Genomic DNA, 16,711 nt, shown 5'->3' with positions numbered 1-16,711 from the left:
TAATAAGAAATTTCATTTTTCACGCCATAAAAGATTTGCACTAATCCTGTATTTATACGTAATATGCATCATAAAAAGGATACTCGTTCTTCCAATGAACATAGTATCCTTTTCTTTAGTTATCAAAATGTGATGTTTTGTTAAATTCATATTGCTGTAAAAATTGTTGCAACGCCTCTTCTACAATTTTAGATTTTTGAATTCCTTTCGATTCTGATATAAGGTCCAATCTTGCTAATATTTCTGTATTAATAGAAAAGGTGCGTCTCTTTTTCTCTGTACTTTTACTCATAATTGGTGCAATTACTTCTTCTCTTCTTCTTAATAATTCATAAATACTTTGTAATTGCTCATAAATTAATAATTGATAATCTGTTTTCTCATATTGAAGGGCGGTCGCTTCTTGGAGTTGTAAGTGACGTGGTTCTTCTCCATCTCCTACAAAAATACGTTTCTTCTGCTCTCCATCATATTCGTATCCAATCAATCTTAATTTCTTCGATAATGTATACGGGCTTATTTCAAGACGTTTTGCTATAATAGCGATGGATTCACGCCTATTTAAACCATCTATAATTTCTCCAATCGTCACAATTTCCCTCCTCCCGTGTTGAAATGACACTAGTATGGTATGTTACAATGATTTTCTAACAGTATATGCAAAATGAATAGCCTGTGCGATTCATACGATTTCACAAAAGGAGGTTTTCAATATGCTTTTGCGTAGCTATACCCCTCAGTTCTATACTGAAAACAAACAACTCATTCCTAATAGTATCGCTACGATAGAAAGCGTTATGATTAATAATCGAAAACAAACTCTCCTTATGCGTGGGCAAAACGTAGAGCAGCCTATTTTATTATGCTGCCATGGTGGACCCGGCATGGCACAAATCGGATTTATTCGTCATTTTCAAAAAGAATTAGAGAAGCACTTTATTGTTATTAATTGGGATCAGCGCGGGGCGGGTAAATCTTTTTCAATGAAAGATTTCGGAGCAAATTTTACAATCGAACAATTCGTTTCCGATGCAAAAGAAGTGATTCAATATGCACTTAAAAGGTTCAACAAACAAAAACTATTTCTCGCTGGTCATTCTTGGGGAAGTATTATTGGGCTTAACATAGCACATCAATATCCAAAGTATATCGAGGCTTACATCGGTATTGGGCAAATTGTACATATGAAACAAAATGAAGAATTGCTATATCAACATTTAATTAGTTCTGCAAAAAAACATGATCATAAAAAAGCATTAGCTTCCCTTTTAAAATTAGGAAAACCACCATTTTTAGATATGAGACGTCTTATTATTCAAAGAAAGTGGCTTGGCACATTCGGAGGAGCAATCCAAAACGGATCTTCCTTTTCTTTCATACGAAAAGGTTTCTTTTCTCCTGAATATACGCTATTAGATTGGTTCAAGTTTCTCGCAGGAAATTTAAAATCTGGCGTTTTATGGGAAGAAATGCTGACAATCGATTTCTTTTCTTCTATCTCAAGTTTATCTATTCCAGTTTATTTTTGTTCTGGTCGCTATGATTATCAAACTCCTTATGCACTCGTTCAGGAATATTGCGATATTATTGAAGCGCCTATAAAAAAAATGATTTGGTTCCCAAATTCAGCACATTCTCCTGATCTAGAAGAACCAGAATTATTCGCCAATTCTTTGCAATCAATTAAACAAGAGCTAGCTTTTCAGCATTAGTAACAAAAGGCTCTTTTACATTTCATAGAAAACATTTTATAATAATATGTCGCAAGTATGTATAAACATAGCAAAATGTTTCATATTTACTTGTCTTAACAGAATAAAAATTTAGGGAGATTACATTTATTATGAACGCTGTACTCGTCGCAGTAGCAATTATGCTATTGCTTAGTTTGTTACGTGTCCAGGTCATTGTCGCCATCATTGTTGGAGCTTTAACAGGCGGAATTATCGGCGGACTCGGTATTTCAGAAACGATTAACACTTTTACAACTGGTCTTGGAAACAGTGCTCCAATCGCTTTAAGTTATGCAATGCTTGGTGGTTTCGCTATTTCCCTTTCCAAAACAGGACTTCCAGATGCTATGATTCAAACTGCATTAAAATGGATTGGCAATGAACAAGACACGAAAAAACAAGTTTATTCTAAAATACTTATTTTATTCATTATTTTAACGATGGCTTGTTTCTCACAAAATGTGATTCCTGTTCACATTGCTTTCATCCCCATCTTAATTCCAGCACTTTTAAAAGTATTAAATGAGCTGAAAGTGGATCGAAGACTTGTCACGTGTATTATTACATTTGGATTAATTACTCCTTATATGTGGATCCCTGCAGGGTTCGGAAAAATTTATCATGACGTATTGCAAACCAACGCTGCGCAAAGCGGTCTTACATTTGATGTCACACTTATTCCAAAAGCAATGACTATTCCAGCACTCGGTATGATTATTGGATTATGTGTAGCGGTATTCATTACGTACCGAAAACCTCGTACGTATGAAACAGAACAAATTCATACTACCGAAAATGAGATCGTTCCCTATACAAAACGTAGCATTACTTTCGGGTTATTATCTATCATTGCTACATTAACTGTTCAATTAACAACAGAATCAATGATTTTCGGTGCTTTAGCAGGTATTATCGTCTTATCAGTAAGTGGTAGTCTACCACTTAAAGAAGCAGATGCGATATTAACAAGCGGAATGCGTATGATGTCCTTTATTGGCTTTGTTATGATTGCTGCCGCTGGATTCGGCGCTGTTCTTCGAAAAACAGGACATGTTGAATCTCTGGTGCAAACGAGTGCACATATAATCGGAAATAACAAACCACTCGCTGCATTTCTTATGCTTGTTATTGGACTTCTCGTTACGATGGGAATTGGTTCATCCTTTTCAACCATCCCTATCTTAACAACAATTTTTGTACCTCTGTGCATTCAGCTTGGATTTAGTCCGATGGCTACAATTGCAATTATTGGTACAGCCGGAGCGCTAGGTGACGCAGGATCTCCAGCATCAGATAGTACCCTCGGACCAACATCCGGTTTAAATGCTGATGGTCAGCACCATCATATATGGGATACATGTGTACCCACTTTTCTACATTACAATATACCGTTACTTATATTTGGCTTTATTGCCGCAATTACATTATAAAAAGGTGCGTATAAAACGCACCTTTTACTTTTTTATTTTTCCTTTTAATTGTTGAAAAGCTACTTTTCCGTTATCTTTGACATAGCTTTCAATTGCCGGTAGTGATGAACCTATCCATTCACACTCTATGCTCCCATTCGGTCCAACAATTTTTAATTTATCTGGTACATGTATATTTACAAATCTTGCTGACCGAATTAACTCAATAGCAATCTGATCACTTGAGGTTACAATTCCATCTATATACGGATTGTTTCGCAATAATGTAATAAACTGTTTATTTGTATACCCTTGTACACATTCTTCTCGATAAGAGATTCCTTCATCCCAAACAGTATCTAAAAAACCTGCTATATGATCTTCCATTTCTTCACTTTCTTCTCCCTCACCGAAATATGCAAGAAAGTGACACCCTTTCTCTTTTAATAAAGAAACAGCCCTCTGTCCACTTTCATAATAATTTCCATGTGATTGTTGCTCATCAATCACAACAAACGGAAATGGAATTTCTCCTATACTTTTAAAAACGGATTTTGTTAAAATAACACCTGCAACGTTATTCTCCTTCAACATATATATGTATCTATCTTTATTCTCTATATTACAAACAATGATTTGATATCCTTCTTTATATGCTATTTCCTCAATACAATGTAGCAAAGTGATGTTTGATGGGTCATATAGATTATCTACAAGTAATGCAATTATCGTTGAATTCTCTTTAAATAGTGGCTTCGCTGCACTGTTTGGCCTATAACGTAATTCTTCAATTGCTTCCTTTACTTGTTTTACTGTGTCCTCATGAACATATCCTTTTTCATTAATAACTCGTGAAACGGTTGCGACTGAAACACCTGCCAATTTTGCAACATCACGTATAGTTGCCACATCGTCACCCCTTAATATGGTAATAGATTACAATTTTACGGTAACCTAAATTACACTATCCGTCAAGATTAATAACTCATATTTCTGAAAATTGTTACATCATTTCACTAAACGATACTCCAACTGAATTTCATGTAAAATTGGGATATTATCATATCCAATACGTGGAATTTCTTTCTTTATTTTTCGTGCCTCCTCTACCGCATTCACATATAAATTAGTCATTACAAAATTACGTTTTTGGTAAAATCGTAACGCATTCATATTATCATTTGTTGTAATAAGACAAACCTGCCTGCACCGTTCTTCTTCTGCAACTTGCAATACACAATCCACAAGCTTCTTCCCTATTCCTTTTCTTTCTTCAATACTATCTAACGATATAATTTCACACATATTTCCAGTCACTTCATACGTTATAATTCCGATTATTCTGTCATTAGAAAACGCAACAAATCCTGGCAACTCTTCTAATTGATGCCCCTTACCACGTGAAACCATCAATGAACTTCCCCAGTTCTCACACATAAACATTCGAATTGTTTCTTTCATCGTTGGCGTAATTTTTTGTATATGCACCATTTCCTATTTCTCCCCTTTTATATCATTGTGATACAATATAAGTGTATCACATGTAACGGTATTTGGAGGATGAGGTAAAGTATGAAACGTTTTTTTGCAGCATTGTTTACTGTACTAGGTGCGATAACAGCCCTTGGGATTTTCTTTACAAATAAAGTGATGTATTTAAAGAAAAAAACAGAGGAAGAAGTACTCGAAAGAGAAACGAAAAAACATTTTCGTATAGAAGATTTTGATGCTCTTCATAAAGAAGAAATTCATATTCCTTCACAATTCGGATATGATCTTCACGGCTATTACATTCCTGCTGGTCATTCCAATAAGTTTATGATTTTTTGTCACGGCGTAACTGTAAATAAAATGAACTCTGTAAAATATGCAAGGTTATTTTTAAACAGAGGGTATAATGTCGTTATTTATGATCATCGTCGTCATGGTAAAACTGGCGGAAAAACAACAAGCTATGGATACTATGAAAAACATGATTTAAAATCTGTAGTTGACTGGCTAAAAAGTCGCTTTGGAACAAATATAACACTCGGTATTCATGGTGAATCTATGGGAGCTGCAACACTTCTTCAATACGCAGGACTTGTAGAAGATGGTGCTGATTTCTATATTGCAGATTGTCCTTTCTCTGATTTTCACGGACAATTACAGCACCGTTTAAAGGTTGAATTCCATTTACCAAAATGGCCTTTATTACCTTTAGCAAATGCTTTTTTAAAAGTGCGTGACGGTTATACGATTCGCGAAGTTTCACCAATTGATTGTATAAAAAATATTAACAATCCCGTCCTCTTTATTCATAGTAAAGATGATGATTATATTTTAGCTGATATGACGAAATCACTATATGAAGCAAAAGAAAACAATAAACAACTTTATATTGCAGAACGTGGTGCACACGCTTGCTCTTATAACGAAAATAAAGAAGAGTACGAAGCAGCCATCGATCAATTTTTAAACACATATGTGAAAGAAACAAAAAACAGGCTTGCATAAGCCTGTTTTTTTATTGCGCTAAAACGTCTGTAACTTGTTCCATATTTTCAGAAATCCATTGCATTGCATCATCTAACGTTGGGAATTCTGTCGTTTGAAATGTTACTTCATCTTGAAGTAACCAAACATCCTTTGCCTCTTGCCCTACACCTGCAATGGACCAATGTAACAAACTATATGGATGATTATCATTCAAAAATGATGCCCACGTGCGCTCATTTGCAATGTTTCGTAATGTATGTAATTGTTTATCCATCTCTCGTCACCTTACTCTAGTCAGTTATGAAAACTATTATAACACTCTCTTCTTTCTCAAACAAAGTGCTCTTTTTATATTGTCAAGCACTTCCCTTGATTATATGATGAAATTAAGCGTTTGGGAAGGAGGGATAACGTTGGCAAAAGTACAAATTAAAGTAAATGATAATGGCTCTTTTCGCGTTACAGGGGACGTGGAATTAGTCGACTCACAAGGGAATGTATTCCCAGCAAAACCGGCATTTTCTTTATGCCGTTGTGGTTTATCAAAAAATATGCCTTATTGCGACGCTTCGCATAAAGGTAAATTCGAGTCTGTTGTTAGAGCACCAGAGGCAGAATAATTTTACATGTGACATGCACATTTTTTTGTGCATGTTTTTTCTTTTTAGCAACTCCGTTATATCCCTTCTCCTTACAACACTTCTAATACTTTTATTTCCATTCCAGCCCACATATATTTTCACACAATTCTTCACATTCGAATATTTTTTACTAGCCTTTTATTTTTTTTGTGCTATAATTTGAGCAAACAGCATCCTTCGGGGTCGGGTGAAATTCCCAACCGGCGGTGATGAAGTGAAAACTTCTAAGTCCGTGACCCGTTTTCAACTCGAAAACGGTGGATCTAGTGAAACTCTAGGGCCGACAGTATAGTCTGGATGGGAGAAGGATATGTTTCTAGTTTTTTATATAGTGAATACACTTTTATTTCAGTATGCATATTTTTAAAGATTCATTTTGATTCTTTATATATGTTTAATTTTCTATACTTATTTTTTATACTGAAATAAAAAGAGACAACTAGCGTTTAAAAATTCGATATTTTGCTAGGTTTTTTCCTTATGCAGAGATATCAATTATCGTTAGGTTTCTTTCCTATGCTTTCGTATTCAAACTATATTTCTAGAAATCACGTCTCCCAAACCCCAAGGATATTAAATCCTTGGGGTTTTTTGATTTTTTTAGGAGAGGTGAAGAAAATGACAGATCAAGAATATATGAGGATTGCCCTGCAGTTAGCAGAAGGAACATCAGGACAAACAAGTCCAAATCCTATGGTTGGTGCTGTTGTTGTAAAAGATGGAAACATCGTTGGTATGGGGGCTCATTTACGAGCTGGTGAAGAACACGCAGAAGTTCATGCCCTTCAAATGGCTAGTCAGAACGCCAAAGACGCTACCGTTTATGTAACACTGGAACCGTGTAGCCACTTTGGAAAAACACCACCTTGTTGTGAATTGCTCATCGAAAAAGGAGTTAAGCGTGTGGTAATTGCTACTCTCGATTGTAATCCGCTCGTTTCTGGTAACGGAAAAAGAAGATTAGAGGAAGCTAGAATTGAAGTAACTACCGGTGTTCTTGAAGCAGAAGCAGTTTTATTAAATCGCTACTTTTTTCACTACATGAAAACGAAACGCCCTTTTGTAACAATCAAAACAGCGATGAGCTTAGATGGAAAAATAGCAACTGTAACTGGTGAAAGTAAGTGGATTACAGGTGAAGAAGCACGTGCTGATGTTCACCAATATCGCCATACACATGATGCAATTCTTGTTGGAGTGAATACAGTTATAGCTGATAATCCTCATTTAACAACAAGAATTCCAAATGGTGGGAAACATCCTATTCGCGTTGTTTTAGATACCCATTTACGAACGCCACCATCTTCTCATGTTATAACAGATGGTTTAGCACCGACATGGATTATTGTCGGTAAGGATGTAAAGAAAGAGAAGATATCTTCTTATAATTCTAAAAATATAGCTATATTCCAAATGGAAACGAAGCATATAGAAATCGAGGACCTTCTTTCCTTTCTTGGAGAGAAACAAATTCTTTCTCTATTCGTTGAAGGTGGCCAATCAATTCATGCAAGTTTCTTAAAAACAAACAATTTCAATGAAATTGTAACCTATATAAGCCCGAAATTAATTGGTGGAAAAGATGCTCCTACTTTATTTGGAGGAAATGGTTTTTCAAAATTACAAGATGCGCTTTCCTTGAAAATTCAAGAGATGAAACAAATTGGTGATGATATAAAAATCGTTGCGAATGCCCGAAACGAGGTGACGGAATGTTTACAGGAATTGTAGAAGAATTAGGAACGATAGCAAACATGCAACAAAGCGGAGAAGCGATGAAATTAACGATTCATGCAAAGAAAATTTTATCAGATGTTCACTTAGGTGATAGTATCGCAGTTAACGGTATTTGCTTAACTGTAACAAACTTTACAACTACTTCATTTACAGTTGATGCAATGCCTGAAACGATGCAGTCGACATCGCTTCGCATGCTTAAACCCCACTCTAAAGTAAATTTAGAGCGGGCAATGTCTGCAAATGGAAGATTCGGTGGACATTTCGTTTCAGGACACATTGATGGCATCGGAACGATTTTAACTAAAAAACAACATTACAATGCCGTCTATTATAAAATAGCAATTTCTGATGAATTGCTACACTATTGTTTGCATAAAGGGTCCATTGCTGTTGATGGAACGAGTTTAACGATATTTGATATAGACGAAGCTTCCATAACGATTTCACTCATCCCGCACACAGTAAGCGAATCTGTCATTGGAGAAAAAAATGCCGGAGATATCGTAAATATTGAGTGTGACATGATTGGTAAATATATCGAACGCTTTATTACTAAACCTGCAAAACGAGTAGGTTCAATGACCGAAAGTTTTTTACAAGAAAACGGATTTCTATAAGGGGGAAGCACAATGTTTCATCGTATTGAAGAAGCTCTAGAAGATTTAAAACAAGGTAAAGTCGTTATCGTATGTGATGATGAAAACCGAGAAAATGAAGGCGACTTTATTGCTTTAGCAGAGTACATTACACCGGAAACAATTAATTTTATGATTACACATGGTCGTGGTCTCGTTTGTGTACCGATTACGGAAGGATACGCAGAACGTCTACAATTAGAACCAATGGTATCTCATAATACAGATTCACATCATACTGCGTTTACAGTGAGCATTGACCATGTTTCTACAACAACAGGGATTAGCGCTCACGAACGTGCAACTACGATACAAGAATTGTTAAATCCCGCATCAAAAGGCACTGATTTCAATCGACCTGGACATATCTTTCCATTAATTGCGAAAGAAGGCGGTGTCCTGCGTCGTGCAGGTCATACAGAAGCTGCTGTTGATTTAGCAAAGCTATGCGGTGCCGAACCAGCTGGAGTTATTTGCGAGATTATAAATGAGGACGGCACGATGGCACGTGTACCTGATTTAATAGAATGCGCAAAACAATTTGATATAAAAATGATTACAATAGAAGATTTAATTGCTTACCGCCGCCATCATGAAACACTTGTGACGAGAGAGGTGGAAATTACATTACCTACAGATTTCGGTACTTTCCACGCAATTGGCTATTCTAACTCATTAGATACGAAAGAACATATCGCACTTGTAAAAGGTGATATTTCAATAGGTGAACCGGTACTTGTGCGTGTTCATTCTGAATGCTTAACAGGAGATGTATTCGGTTCACATCGCTGCGATTGCGGACCACAACTCCATGCAGCACTTGCTCAAATTGAGCGTGAAGGAAAAGGTGTTCTTCTTTATATGAGACAAGAAGGAAGAGGCATTGGGCTTCTTAATAAGCTTCGTGCTTATAAATTACAAGAAGAAGGATTCGATACTGTAGAAGCAAATGAAAAACTCGGCTTCCCTGCTGATCTTCGTGATTACGGTATCGGTGCACAAATATTAAAAGATTTAGGTTTACAAAGTTTACGATTATTAACGAATAACCCAAGAAAAATTGCTGGCTTACAAGGTTACGATTTAGAAGTAGTCGAGCGTGTACCGTTGCAAATGCCAGCAAAAGAAGAGAATAAATCGTATTTACAAACGAAAGTAAACAAATTAGGACACTTACTAAACTTATAATTAAAGGAGAGATTTATTATGGTATTCGAAGGTCATTTGGTTGGTACAGGATTAAAAGTTGGAGTTGTTGTTGGACGTTTTAATGAATTTATTACAAGTAAGTTACTTGGCGGCGCTTTAGACGGATTAAAGCGTCACGGTGTAGAAGAAAATGATATTGATGTTGCTTGGGTTCCTGGTGCATTTGAAATTCCTTTAATCGCTAAAAAGATGGCTAGTAGCGGAAAGTATGATGCTGTTATTACATTAGGTACTGTAATCCGAGGTGCTACAACTCACTACGATTACGTTTGTAATGAAGTAGCAAAAGGTGTTGCGTCTTTATCACTACAAATGGACATCCCAGTTATTTTCGGCGTATTAACGACAGAAACAATTGAACAAGCGATTGAACGCGCAGGTACGAAAGCTGGTAATAAAGGATATGAATCAGCTGTTGCTGCAATTGAAATGGCTCACTTATCAAAACAATGGGCATAAAAAAAGAGGCTGCGGCCTCTTTTTATTTTTTCACCTTTTTTTGTACATCTTTTATTAATTCATTCATCGTTTTTCCTTCTGTTTTTATATGAAGAGCTTGTGCTGTTCTCCATACATTCTCTCTTTTTTTCGCTTCTTCTATAATAGTAATTTCTTTTCTAACTTCCTTTAAATCTTTTCCTTCCGTTTTCAATCCAAAATGTTCAGCTTTCGTTCGAAAGTGTTGTTCGATTCTTTGTTGCATCTCTTTTTGTTCAGGATTTTCAGCAGCCTTAACTGGATCAGAACTTATTGCTTTTATTAAAATTAAACAAGTCATAATCGCTAATATGTATTTGTACATGTAAAATCCTCCAACCCAATATAAATTACATATTTACTATGTACAACTAGGGCTTGGAAAATTCGTCCACAAAAATTCTTTTTTTCGCTCAAAAACCAATAATACCAAGCGTTCACAACTATTTATTACATTTTATTTACAAAAAAAGCAAACCCTTTTACAAGTTTGCTTTTTCATCTATCTTATAATGCACATTCTTCAATCTCAAATCCTAAATCTGCAATCATACCCCAGTCCGCAGTCGGCTCTTGTCCAGCTGTCGTTAAGTAGTCCCCGACAAAAATAGAATTTGCTGCAAATAAACCGATTGGCTGTACAGAACGTAAATTGATTTCACGTCCTCCTGAAATACGAATTTCTTTTGTTGGGTTTACAAAACGCATCATTGCCAGTACTTTTAAACATTCTACTGGCGTTAACTCTTTTTGCCCTTCAAGAGGTGTCCCCTTTACAGCAACAAGGAAATTACAAGGGATAGAATCTGCATCTATACGTTGTAATTCAAATGCAATTTCAGCACGCTCTTCAATTGTTTCTCCCATGCCAAAAATCGCTCCAGAGCATGGTGAAATACCAGCTTGTTTCGCTTTTTGAACTGTATCAACACGATCATCATACGTATGCGTTGAACAAATACTATCGTAATTATTTGCATGTGTATTTAAGTTGTGGTTATAACGATGCACGCCTGCTTCCGCTAAACGTCCTGCTTGATCTTCATTTAAGAAACCTAAACAACAACAAATCTTCAAGTCTGTCGTTTCACGAATTTCCTTAACTGCTCCAATTACGTGATTTACCTCTTTATCCGTCGGACGACGACCAGACGCTACAATACAATATGTACCTGCTTTACGGCGTATTGCTTCATGTGCCCCTTCTACAATTTTCTCCTGCGTTAACCATGCATATTTATCAATTGGTGCTTCTGAAATAATAGACTGTGAGCAATATCCACAATCTTCAGGACATAATCCAGATTTCGTATTAATAATCATATTCAATTTTACTTTCTTACCAAAGTGATGATGGCGAATAATGTAAGCTGCATTCATAATTTCTAAAACTTCTGTATCATCAGCTTCTAATATCGCTATTGCATCTTCTTTCGTAATCATCTTTTCTTCCACTACGTCGTATGCAAGTTTTTTCCAATCCCTTTTTGTTTGTACTTGTTTCATTTCATCTCTTCCCCTCTTTTGTTATATGCATAAATAAAGCATGATACGTTGCCATTATCCCTTCATTTCCCGTGAAGTCTCTTTCGTATATGCGCAGCATCGCACGAAAGAGTGAGGGACTTTGACAATATGATCCTTCATTGCTATTAGTTGCTCCTACTTTTCGAATAGAATGCAGAAACTCCTTAACTTCTGTAAAACTCTCTATGTAACATGTTTCAGAAACATGCACATCCCCTGTTTCTATCTTACATATATGAAGCAACTGATCTTTTGAATAAAAACGTTGACCAATCGATGTTTCATTTTTTATATTTCTTTCTTCTTTCGCACGTTGGAACGAAGCATGCAATTCTTGAAATGTTTCATGTCCAAACGTTGAAAAGAGTAATATGCCATCTATAGACAAATGTTGAAATAAATTTCTTAACACTTGTTGTAAATTATTTAACCATTGAAATGTAGCATTTGAAATAATGACATCATATGATTCTTCTAATCGTAATCGCTCAATATCTTCACAGTGAAACGTTACATTTTTTACATTTTGTCTAGTTTGCGCAATCGCAATCATACTTTCAGCAAAATCAACTGCTGTAATATGTGCTTTCGGAAATAACTTTGATAATTGTTCTGTTACATACCCCGTCCCGCATCCCAGTTCTAAAATACGTATTGATGCCGTTTCACTATATCGTTCCTTTAAGATTGAAAGTAATGAATGTGCCATCTTTTTTTGTACATTTGCATATCGATCGTAAGATACGGCTGCCCCATTAAACCGTTTTTGTAGTAACGTTTTGTTGATCATGTCGTATCCCCTCTACAAATTGAATTATCTCATTTGCACAATATTCAAAATTCGTTACACATAATGCATGCCCTGCTTCACTTACTACTTTCAGCTCGCTGCTGCTATTCTCCGTCATACTACGTGCCGCAGACAATGGGCATATTACATCCTGTTCTCCGTGAATAAGTAGTATAGGTACTTTAATTTCTTTTAGTTCTTCTCTCATATCTGTTTCTATTAAATAATCTAAACCTAGTTGTAAAGACTGAATAGAATCACCTTTAAAACGGTCTACAATGTCTTCAAAGTTTTTATTCTCTTTTAGCTCATCTTTCGTAAACATATTTTCATAAAACCGCTTGAGCGTATCTTCTTTCCTTCTCGCCAAATTTCTTTTCAGCCGTTCTACATGCAAAGCATTCCATCCGTTACTGTAATCGCTCGTACTTGTAAATTTAGCAGTACCACCAATTAATACGATGCCTTTTGCCTTAATCTTTTTATAAGCTTCAACTGCTGCTAACGCTCCTAGTGACCATCCAACTAAAATTACGTTGTCATTATGCGCTACATCTATAATTCGTTCCGCAAATTCACTTCGTTCTTTCACATTACGCCAATCTATGCATTGAACAGGATATCCTTTAAAATACGGAATTACTAAATCCCAAATATTCTCTTCCATTCCCCATCCGGGAATAAAAATAATCTTTAGCTCGTTCATACGAAAATCTCCTCTTCTTTCGCAATGTGAATAATTCGATCAATAGCCCATTTTAAATCAGCTATTGTATGTTGCGATGTAACTGCAAAGCGAATTCGAGAACTATGAACCGGCACAGTTGGCGGACGAATTGCAATAGCCGCAATCCCTGCCTCTTGCAACCTTTTACTAAACCGTAAAGCATGTTCATTTGAACCGACTACAATCGGTACAATATGAGTTGAACTATTCCCAATATCAAAACCAGCATCCCTTAATTTAGTTCTGAAGTATTCTCCATTTGCTATAAGGTTCTCTCTTCTTTCGTTATCTTCTTTTACAATTTCAATTGCTTTTTGCACCGCTCCTAACGTACTTGGTGGTAAAGCTGTAGTAAAAATAAAGCTTCTCATCATATTTTGTAAATACTCTATATAAATTTCATCACCTGTCAAATACGCACCATAACACCCTAAAGCCTTGCTAAACGTCCCCATATGTATATCAATTTTTTGAGAAAGATTTTTTTCTATGTGAGATAATCCAGCTCCGCCGATTCCATATATTCCACTCGCATGTGCTTCATCGACTATAATGATTGCTCCGTATTTCTCTTTCAGTTGTACTAAATCTCTCAAATACGCAGTATCACCATCCATACTAAAAACGGTATCTGTTACGATTAATTTCCTCTTTTCAGGCGAAGCCATTTTCAAAAGCTTCTCTAAATGATCCAAATCATTATGACGATACCTTTTATGCTCTGCCCCGCTTAATATGATTCCATCAACAATACTTGCGTGATTTAACTTATCACTAAAAACAATATCGTGCCGAGAGGCTAAAGAAGATATGGCACCTATATTTGCCGTATACCCACTATTTACAATTAAAGCTCTTTCAGTACCTTTCCAGTCACATATGCTTCTCTCAACCTCTTCATATAATGGATGATTTCCTACAACGAGACGAGAGGCAGTCGCTCCAGTTCCATATCTTTTTGTACAGGCAATAGCAGCTTCTTTTAACCTTTCATCTCCAGCTAACCCTAAATAATTATTTGACGCTAAATTTAACATCCTTTTTTTATCTCGAATAAGCCAAGTCTCTTCTGCCTGCTCTGTTACATATAAATTTCGATACTGCCCTTGCTTATGTAATTGTTGTAATTTAGATTGAAGGTGCGCCCGCCACGTTTGATTCATTTTGGATAAACTCCTCTAATTTTGAAATCATAATATATTCTTTTGCAGATTCCAATACTTCTTCTTTCGTAAACTCACCTTCAAAGAATGGTAATAATCCTAAAACTGGTACCCCGCTCAACTCTTCAATCATCTCTTTATTTTCTTGCACTCTTTCCATTTCACATTCTTTGCAACCTGATAAAATGACACCCGCTACGGTTAAGCCATGCGCCTTTGCGTAAGCAATCGTTAACACTGTATGATTTACTGTTCCTAATGTAGGACGAGCTACTACAATAAGAGGCAACTGTAATTCTTTTGCAAAATCAATTACTAAAGCATCTTCTGTATATGGGACAGCAAGCCCACCTGCTCCTTCTACAAATAAGCTATTAAACTCTTTTAATAGTTCATTATAGTAATCAGTAATTTCTTTTAACTTTACTACTCTTCCAGCTCTTTTCATGGCAAGTCTCGGAGCAAGTGGTTCTTCAATAGAATAAGGGCAAATTTCATTTTCTTGTGTCGGTACACCTGATAATACTTTTAACCTTGCCGCATCTCCCTCAGGGTTTGATGCAACATGCCCACTTTGCAACGGTTTATATACCCCTACGTTATATCCTAATTCTCTAAATACACCTGCTATAGCACCTGCAACTACTGTTTTTCCAACTTCAGTATCAGTTGCTGTTATGAAAAAACCACTCATTATTCTCCCTCCGTAACATCCGAGATTGCCTTATATAAGATGCGTAACATATCATCAATCTCTTCAAAAGTAGAAGCAAGTGGCGGCATAAATACAATCGTGTTACCTAGCGGTCGTAAAATCATACCTAGCTCTCTTGAGCGTTTACATACTTGAACACCGACTCTTTCTGTCCAGTCAAAAGCTTCTTTCGTTTCCTTATTCTTCACAAGCTCGATACCAACCATTAATCCGCACTGACGAATATCACCTACATGTTTATACGCAAAGAGCTTTTCTAATTGCGCTGCCACATAATCCGTTTTACGTGCCACTTCTTCTATTAAATTTGTTTTTTCATATAGTTCTAGATTCGCGATTGCTACGGCACACCCTAACGGATTGCCTGTATAGCTATGTCCATGGAAAAATGTTTTTTGTTCTTCATATTCTCCTAAGAAGGCATTATATATTTCATCTGTCGTTACGGTAACTGCAATTGGTAAATATCCACCTGTTAAACCTTTACCAGCAGTTAAAATGTCTGGCGTCACATTTTCATGTTCACACGCAAACATTTTCCCTGTACGCCCAAATCCAGTCGCTACCTCATCTGTAATAAATAATACATTGTACTTTGTACATAAATCGCGCAGTCCTTTTAAATATCCTTTTGGCATTGTAATCATTCCACCAGCACCTTGCATTAATGGCTCTACAATGATGGCAGCTACTTCTTCATGCTTTTCTTTCAACAATTCTTCCATTTCTGCTAAATGGCTTTTTACAATTTCCTCCTTATTATTTCCGTAAGGAGAACGATATGTATATGGATACGGCATTTTAATCGCATCAAATAAGAGCGAACTATACACTTGGTGAAACAAGTCTATTGCCCCTACTGAAACAGCTCCAATTGTATCACCGTGATATGCTTCTTTTAATGTAACGAATCTTTGTTTCTTTGGTTTCCCTTTATGCTGCCAATATTGGAAAGCCATCTTAATTGCAATTTCAACAGCGGTAGAACCTGAATCAGAATAGAATACCTTCTTCAATCCATCTGGTACAACCTCAATAATTTTTTCTGCTAATAAAATAGATGGAACGTTAGCAAGTCCTAACATAGTAGAATGAGCAATTTTATTTAATTGCTCACGAATTGCTTCATCTAATTCCGGTACTTGATGTCCGTGAACATTTAACCATATAGATGAAACACCATCCCAATATTCATTACCATTTACATCGTATAGCTTTCTTCCCTCTCCACGTTCAATAATGACAGGATCTTCTTCTAAATAATCTTTCATTTGTGTAAATGGGTGCCATACGTAAGCTTTATTTTTCTCTGCTAATTCTTCATATGTATAAGATGATTTTTCAATCGTTCTACTATTTATTGTCACAACTGTCACTCCTAATGTTAACTTGTTTATAAATATAGTTAACATTAAATCCGAATGACTGTCAATTATTTTAAAATCAAATAGTTCTTAAAAAAGAACA

Annotated in this window: 19 protein-coding genes and 1 riboswitch; of the genes, 8 read left to right on the top strand and 11 right to left on the bottom strand. The window is 36.0% G+C overall.

Features of this window, described 5'->3' with window-relative positions; genetic code table 11:
* Positions 1-115: 115 nt before the first annotated feature.
* A complete protein-coding gene (locus tag ASE54_RS05960; RefSeq protein ID WP_000151934.1) occupies positions 116-592 on the bottom strand; it encodes a ribbon-helix-helix domain-containing protein in 477 nt (158 codons plus the stop codon).
* A gap of 121 nt (positions 593-713) precedes the next feature.
* On the opposite strand from ASE54_RS05960, the gene ASE54_RS05955 reads away from it, so the two are divergent.
* The gene (locus ASE54_RS05955; protein ID WP_000926820.1) at positions 714-1,712 is read left to right on the top strand and encodes an alpha/beta hydrolase; all 999 of its coding nucleotides are present in this window, start codon (positions 714-716) and stop codon (positions 1,710-1,712) included.
* Positions 1,713-1,843: 131 nt separating this feature from the next.
* Positions 1,844-3,163: a Na+/H+ antiporter family protein gene (locus ASE54_RS05950; protein ID WP_000994811.1), complete on the top strand. Its 1,320-nt coding sequence runs from the start codon at positions 1,844-1,846 to the stop codon at positions 3,161-3,163.
* 24 nt (positions 3,164-3,187) lie between these two features.
* On the opposite strand, the gene ASE54_RS05945 is transcribed toward ASE54_RS05950, so the two are convergent.
* Both ASE54_RS05945 and ASE54_RS05940 read right to left on the bottom strand, forming a co-directional pair.
* Positions 3,188-4,051, bottom strand: a complete 864-nt coding sequence (locus tag ASE54_RS05945) for a LacI family DNA-binding transcriptional regulator (RefSeq protein WP_000201358.1) — start codon at positions 4,049-4,051, stop codon at positions 3,188-3,190.
* 99 nt (positions 4,052-4,150) lie between these two features.
* Complete coding sequence (locus ASE54_RS05940; protein ID WP_000233419.1) at positions 4,151-4,633, bottom strand: GNAT family N-acetyltransferase; 483 nt, start codon at positions 4,631-4,633, stop codon at positions 4,151-4,153.
* Between the two features lie 81 nt (positions 4,634-4,714).
* Between ASE54_RS05940 and ASE54_RS05935 the strand changes: the two genes are divergently transcribed.
* Positions 4,715-5,638 (top strand): alpha/beta hydrolase, encoded by a 924-nt coding sequence (locus tag ASE54_RS05935; protein ID WP_000819241.1) that lies wholly within the window; start codon positions 4,715-4,717, stop codon positions 5,636-5,638.
* A 10-nt stretch (positions 5,639-5,648) separates the two neighbouring features.
* On the opposite strand, the gene ASE54_RS05930 is transcribed toward ASE54_RS05935, so the two are convergent.
* Entirely contained in the window at positions 5,649-5,894 is a 246-nt protein-coding gene (locus ASE54_RS05930; RefSeq protein WP_000360793.1) for a DUF2552 family protein, read from the bottom strand.
* Between the two features lie 139 nt (positions 5,895-6,033).
* Here ASE54_RS05930 and ASE54_RS35635 point away from each other — a divergent pair, with 139 nt between their 5' ends.
* From ASE54_RS35635 to ribH, 5 genes are all read left to right on the top strand, one after another.
* Complete coding sequence (locus ASE54_RS35635; RefSeq protein WP_001151582.1) at positions 6,034-6,240, top strand: CDGSH iron-sulfur domain-containing protein; 207 nt, start codon at positions 6,034-6,036, stop codon at positions 6,238-6,240.
* Positions 6,241-6,430: 190 nt separating this feature from the next.
* A riboswitch (FMN riboswitch) is annotated at positions 6,431-6,574 on the top strand.
* A gap of 305 nt (positions 6,575-6,879) precedes the next feature.
* A complete protein-coding gene (gene ribD, locus ASE54_RS05920; protein ID WP_000131995.1) occupies positions 6,880-7,992 on the top strand; it encodes a bifunctional diaminohydroxyphosphoribosylaminopyrimidine deaminase/5-amino-6-(5-phosphoribosylamino)uracil reductase RibD in 1,113 nt (370 codons plus the stop codon).
* Positions 7,974-8,618 carry a riboflavin synthase gene (gene ribE / locus ASE54_RS05915; protein WP_000493902.1) on the top strand — a complete coding sequence of 215 codons (645 nt, stop codon included), beginning with the start codon at positions 7,974-7,976 and terminating at the stop codon, positions 8,616-8,618. Before ribD ends, ribE begins: the two co-directional genes overlap by 19 nt.
* Before the next feature lie 12 nt (positions 8,619-8,630).
* Entirely contained in the window at positions 8,631-9,824 is a 1,194-nt protein-coding gene (ribBA, locus tag ASE54_RS05910; protein WP_000469006.1) for a bifunctional 3,4-dihydroxy-2-butanone 4-phosphate synthase/GTP cyclohydrolase II, read from the top strand.
* 18 nt (positions 9,825-9,842) lie between these two features.
* The gene (ribH, locus tag ASE54_RS05905) at positions 9,843-10,304 is read left to right on the top strand and encodes a 6,7-dimethyl-8-ribityllumazine synthase (RefSeq protein ID WP_000230895.1); all 462 of its coding nucleotides are present in this window, start codon (positions 9,843-9,845) and stop codon (positions 10,302-10,304) included.
* 22 nt (positions 10,305-10,326) lie between these two features.
* Here ribH and ASE54_RS05900 read toward each other — a convergent pair whose 3' ends face one another.
* The 7 genes from ASE54_RS05900 to bioA all read right to left on the bottom strand — a co-directional run bounded on the left by ASE54_RS05900 (position 10,327) and on the right by bioA (position 16,656).
* Complete coding sequence (locus ASE54_RS05900) at positions 10,327-10,647, bottom strand: hypothetical protein (protein WP_000280032.1); 321 nt, start codon at positions 10,645-10,647, stop codon at positions 10,327-10,329.
* 182 nt (positions 10,648-10,829) lie between these two features.
* On the bottom strand, positions 10,830-11,828 hold the full coding sequence (gene bioB / locus ASE54_RS05895) for a biotin synthase (protein WP_000815856.1): 999 nt from the start codon (positions 11,826-11,828) through the stop codon (positions 10,830-10,832).
* 1 nt (position 11,829) lies between these two features.
* Positions 11,830-12,639 carry a malonyl-ACP O-methyltransferase BioC gene (gene bioC / locus ASE54_RS05890; protein WP_000608912.1) on the bottom strand — a complete coding sequence of 270 codons (810 nt, stop codon included), beginning with the start codon at positions 12,637-12,639 and terminating at the stop codon, positions 11,830-11,832.
* A complete protein-coding gene (locus ASE54_RS05885) occupies positions 12,605-13,345 on the bottom strand; it encodes an alpha/beta hydrolase (RefSeq protein ID WP_001004158.1) in 741 nt (246 codons plus the stop codon). The genes bioC and ASE54_RS05885 overlap by 35 nt, the downstream gene beginning before the upstream one ends.
* Complete coding sequence (bioF, locus tag ASE54_RS05880; protein ID WP_001077300.1) at positions 13,342-14,529, bottom strand: 8-amino-7-oxononanoate synthase; 1,188 nt, start codon at positions 14,527-14,529, stop codon at positions 13,342-13,344. Before bioF ends, ASE54_RS05885 begins: the two co-directional genes overlap by 4 nt.
* Complete coding sequence (gene bioD / locus ASE54_RS05875) at positions 14,495-15,223, bottom strand: dethiobiotin synthase (RefSeq protein WP_000012478.1); 729 nt, start codon at positions 15,221-15,223, stop codon at positions 14,495-14,497. Before bioD ends, bioF begins: the two co-directional genes overlap by 35 nt.
* The gene (gene bioA / locus ASE54_RS05870; protein ID WP_003255568.1) at positions 15,223-16,656 is read right to left on the bottom strand and encodes an adenosylmethionine--8-amino-7-oxononanoate transaminase; all 1,434 of its coding nucleotides are present in this window, start codon (positions 16,654-16,656) and stop codon (positions 15,223-15,225) included. Before bioA ends, bioD begins: the two co-directional genes overlap by 1 nt.
* Positions 16,657-16,711 lie beyond the last annotated feature (55 nt).

The organism is Bacillus sp. Root131, assembly GCF_001429475.1.
Lineage (GTDB): Bacteria > Bacillota > Bacilli > Bacillales > Bacillaceae_G > Bacillus_A > Bacillus_A thuringiensis_S.
The sequence above is the reverse complement of the archived record's forward strand: the minus strand, read 5'-3'. Positions and strand labels throughout refer to the sequence as shown.

Excerpts from the sequence above, each read along its gene's own strand:
- bioB (WP_000815856.1), bottom strand. The coding sequence starts at position 11,828 with ATGAAACAAGTACAAACAAAAAGGGATTGGAAAAAACTTGCATACGAC.
- bioC (WP_000608912.1), bottom strand. The coding sequence starts at position 12,639 with ATGATCAACAAAACGTTACTACAAAAACGGTTTAATGGGGCAGCCGTA.
- ASE54_RS05935 (WP_000819241.1), top strand. The coding sequence starts at position 4,715 with ATGAAACGTTTTTTTGCAGCATTGTTTACTGTACTAGGTGCGATAACA.
- ribD (WP_000131995.1), top strand. The coding sequence starts at position 6,880 with ATGACAGATCAAGAATATATGAGGATTGCCCTGCAGTTAGCAGAAGGA.
- ribH (WP_000230895.1), top strand. The coding sequence starts at position 9,843 with ATGGTATTCGAAGGTCATTTGGTTGGTACAGGATTAAAAGTTGGAGTT.
- ASE54_RS05885 (WP_001004158.1), bottom strand. The coding sequence starts at position 13,345 with ATGAACGAGCTAAAGATTATTTTTATTCCCGGATGGGGAATGGAAGAG.
- ribE (WP_000493902.1), top strand. The coding sequence starts at position 7,974 with ATGTTTACAGGAATTGTAGAAGAATTAGGAACGATAGCAAACATGCAA.
- ASE54_RS05940 (WP_000233419.1), bottom strand. The coding sequence starts at position 4,633 with ATGGTGCATATACAAAAAATTACGCCAACGATGAAAGAAACAATTCGA.
- bioD (WP_000012478.1), bottom strand. The coding sequence starts at position 15,223 with ATGAGTGGTTTTTTCATAACAGCAACTGATACTGAAGTTGGAAAAACA.
- ASE54_RS05900 (WP_000280032.1), bottom strand. The coding sequence starts at position 10,647 with ATGTACAAATACATATTAGCGATTATGACTTGTTTAATTTTAATAAAA.
- bioA (WP_003255568.1), bottom strand. The coding sequence starts at position 16,656 with ATGTTAACTATATTTATAAACAAGTTAACATTAGGAGTGACAGTTGTG.
- ASE54_RS05955 (WP_000926820.1), top strand. The coding sequence starts at position 714 with ATGCTTTTGCGTAGCTATACCCCTCAGTTCTATACTGAAAACAAACAA.
- ASE54_RS05930 (WP_000360793.1), bottom strand. The coding sequence starts at position 5,894 with ATGGATAAACAATTACATACATTACGAAACATTGCAAATGAGCGCACG.
- ribBA (WP_000469006.1), top strand. The coding sequence starts at position 8,631 with ATGTTTCATCGTATTGAAGAAGCTCTAGAAGATTTAAAACAAGGTAAA.
- ASE54_RS05950 (WP_000994811.1), top strand. The coding sequence starts at position 1,844 with ATGAACGCTGTACTCGTCGCAGTAGCAATTATGCTATTGCTTAGTTTG.
- bioF (WP_001077300.1), bottom strand. The coding sequence starts at position 14,529 with ATGAATCAAACGTGGCGGGCGCACCTTCAATCTAAATTACAACAATTA.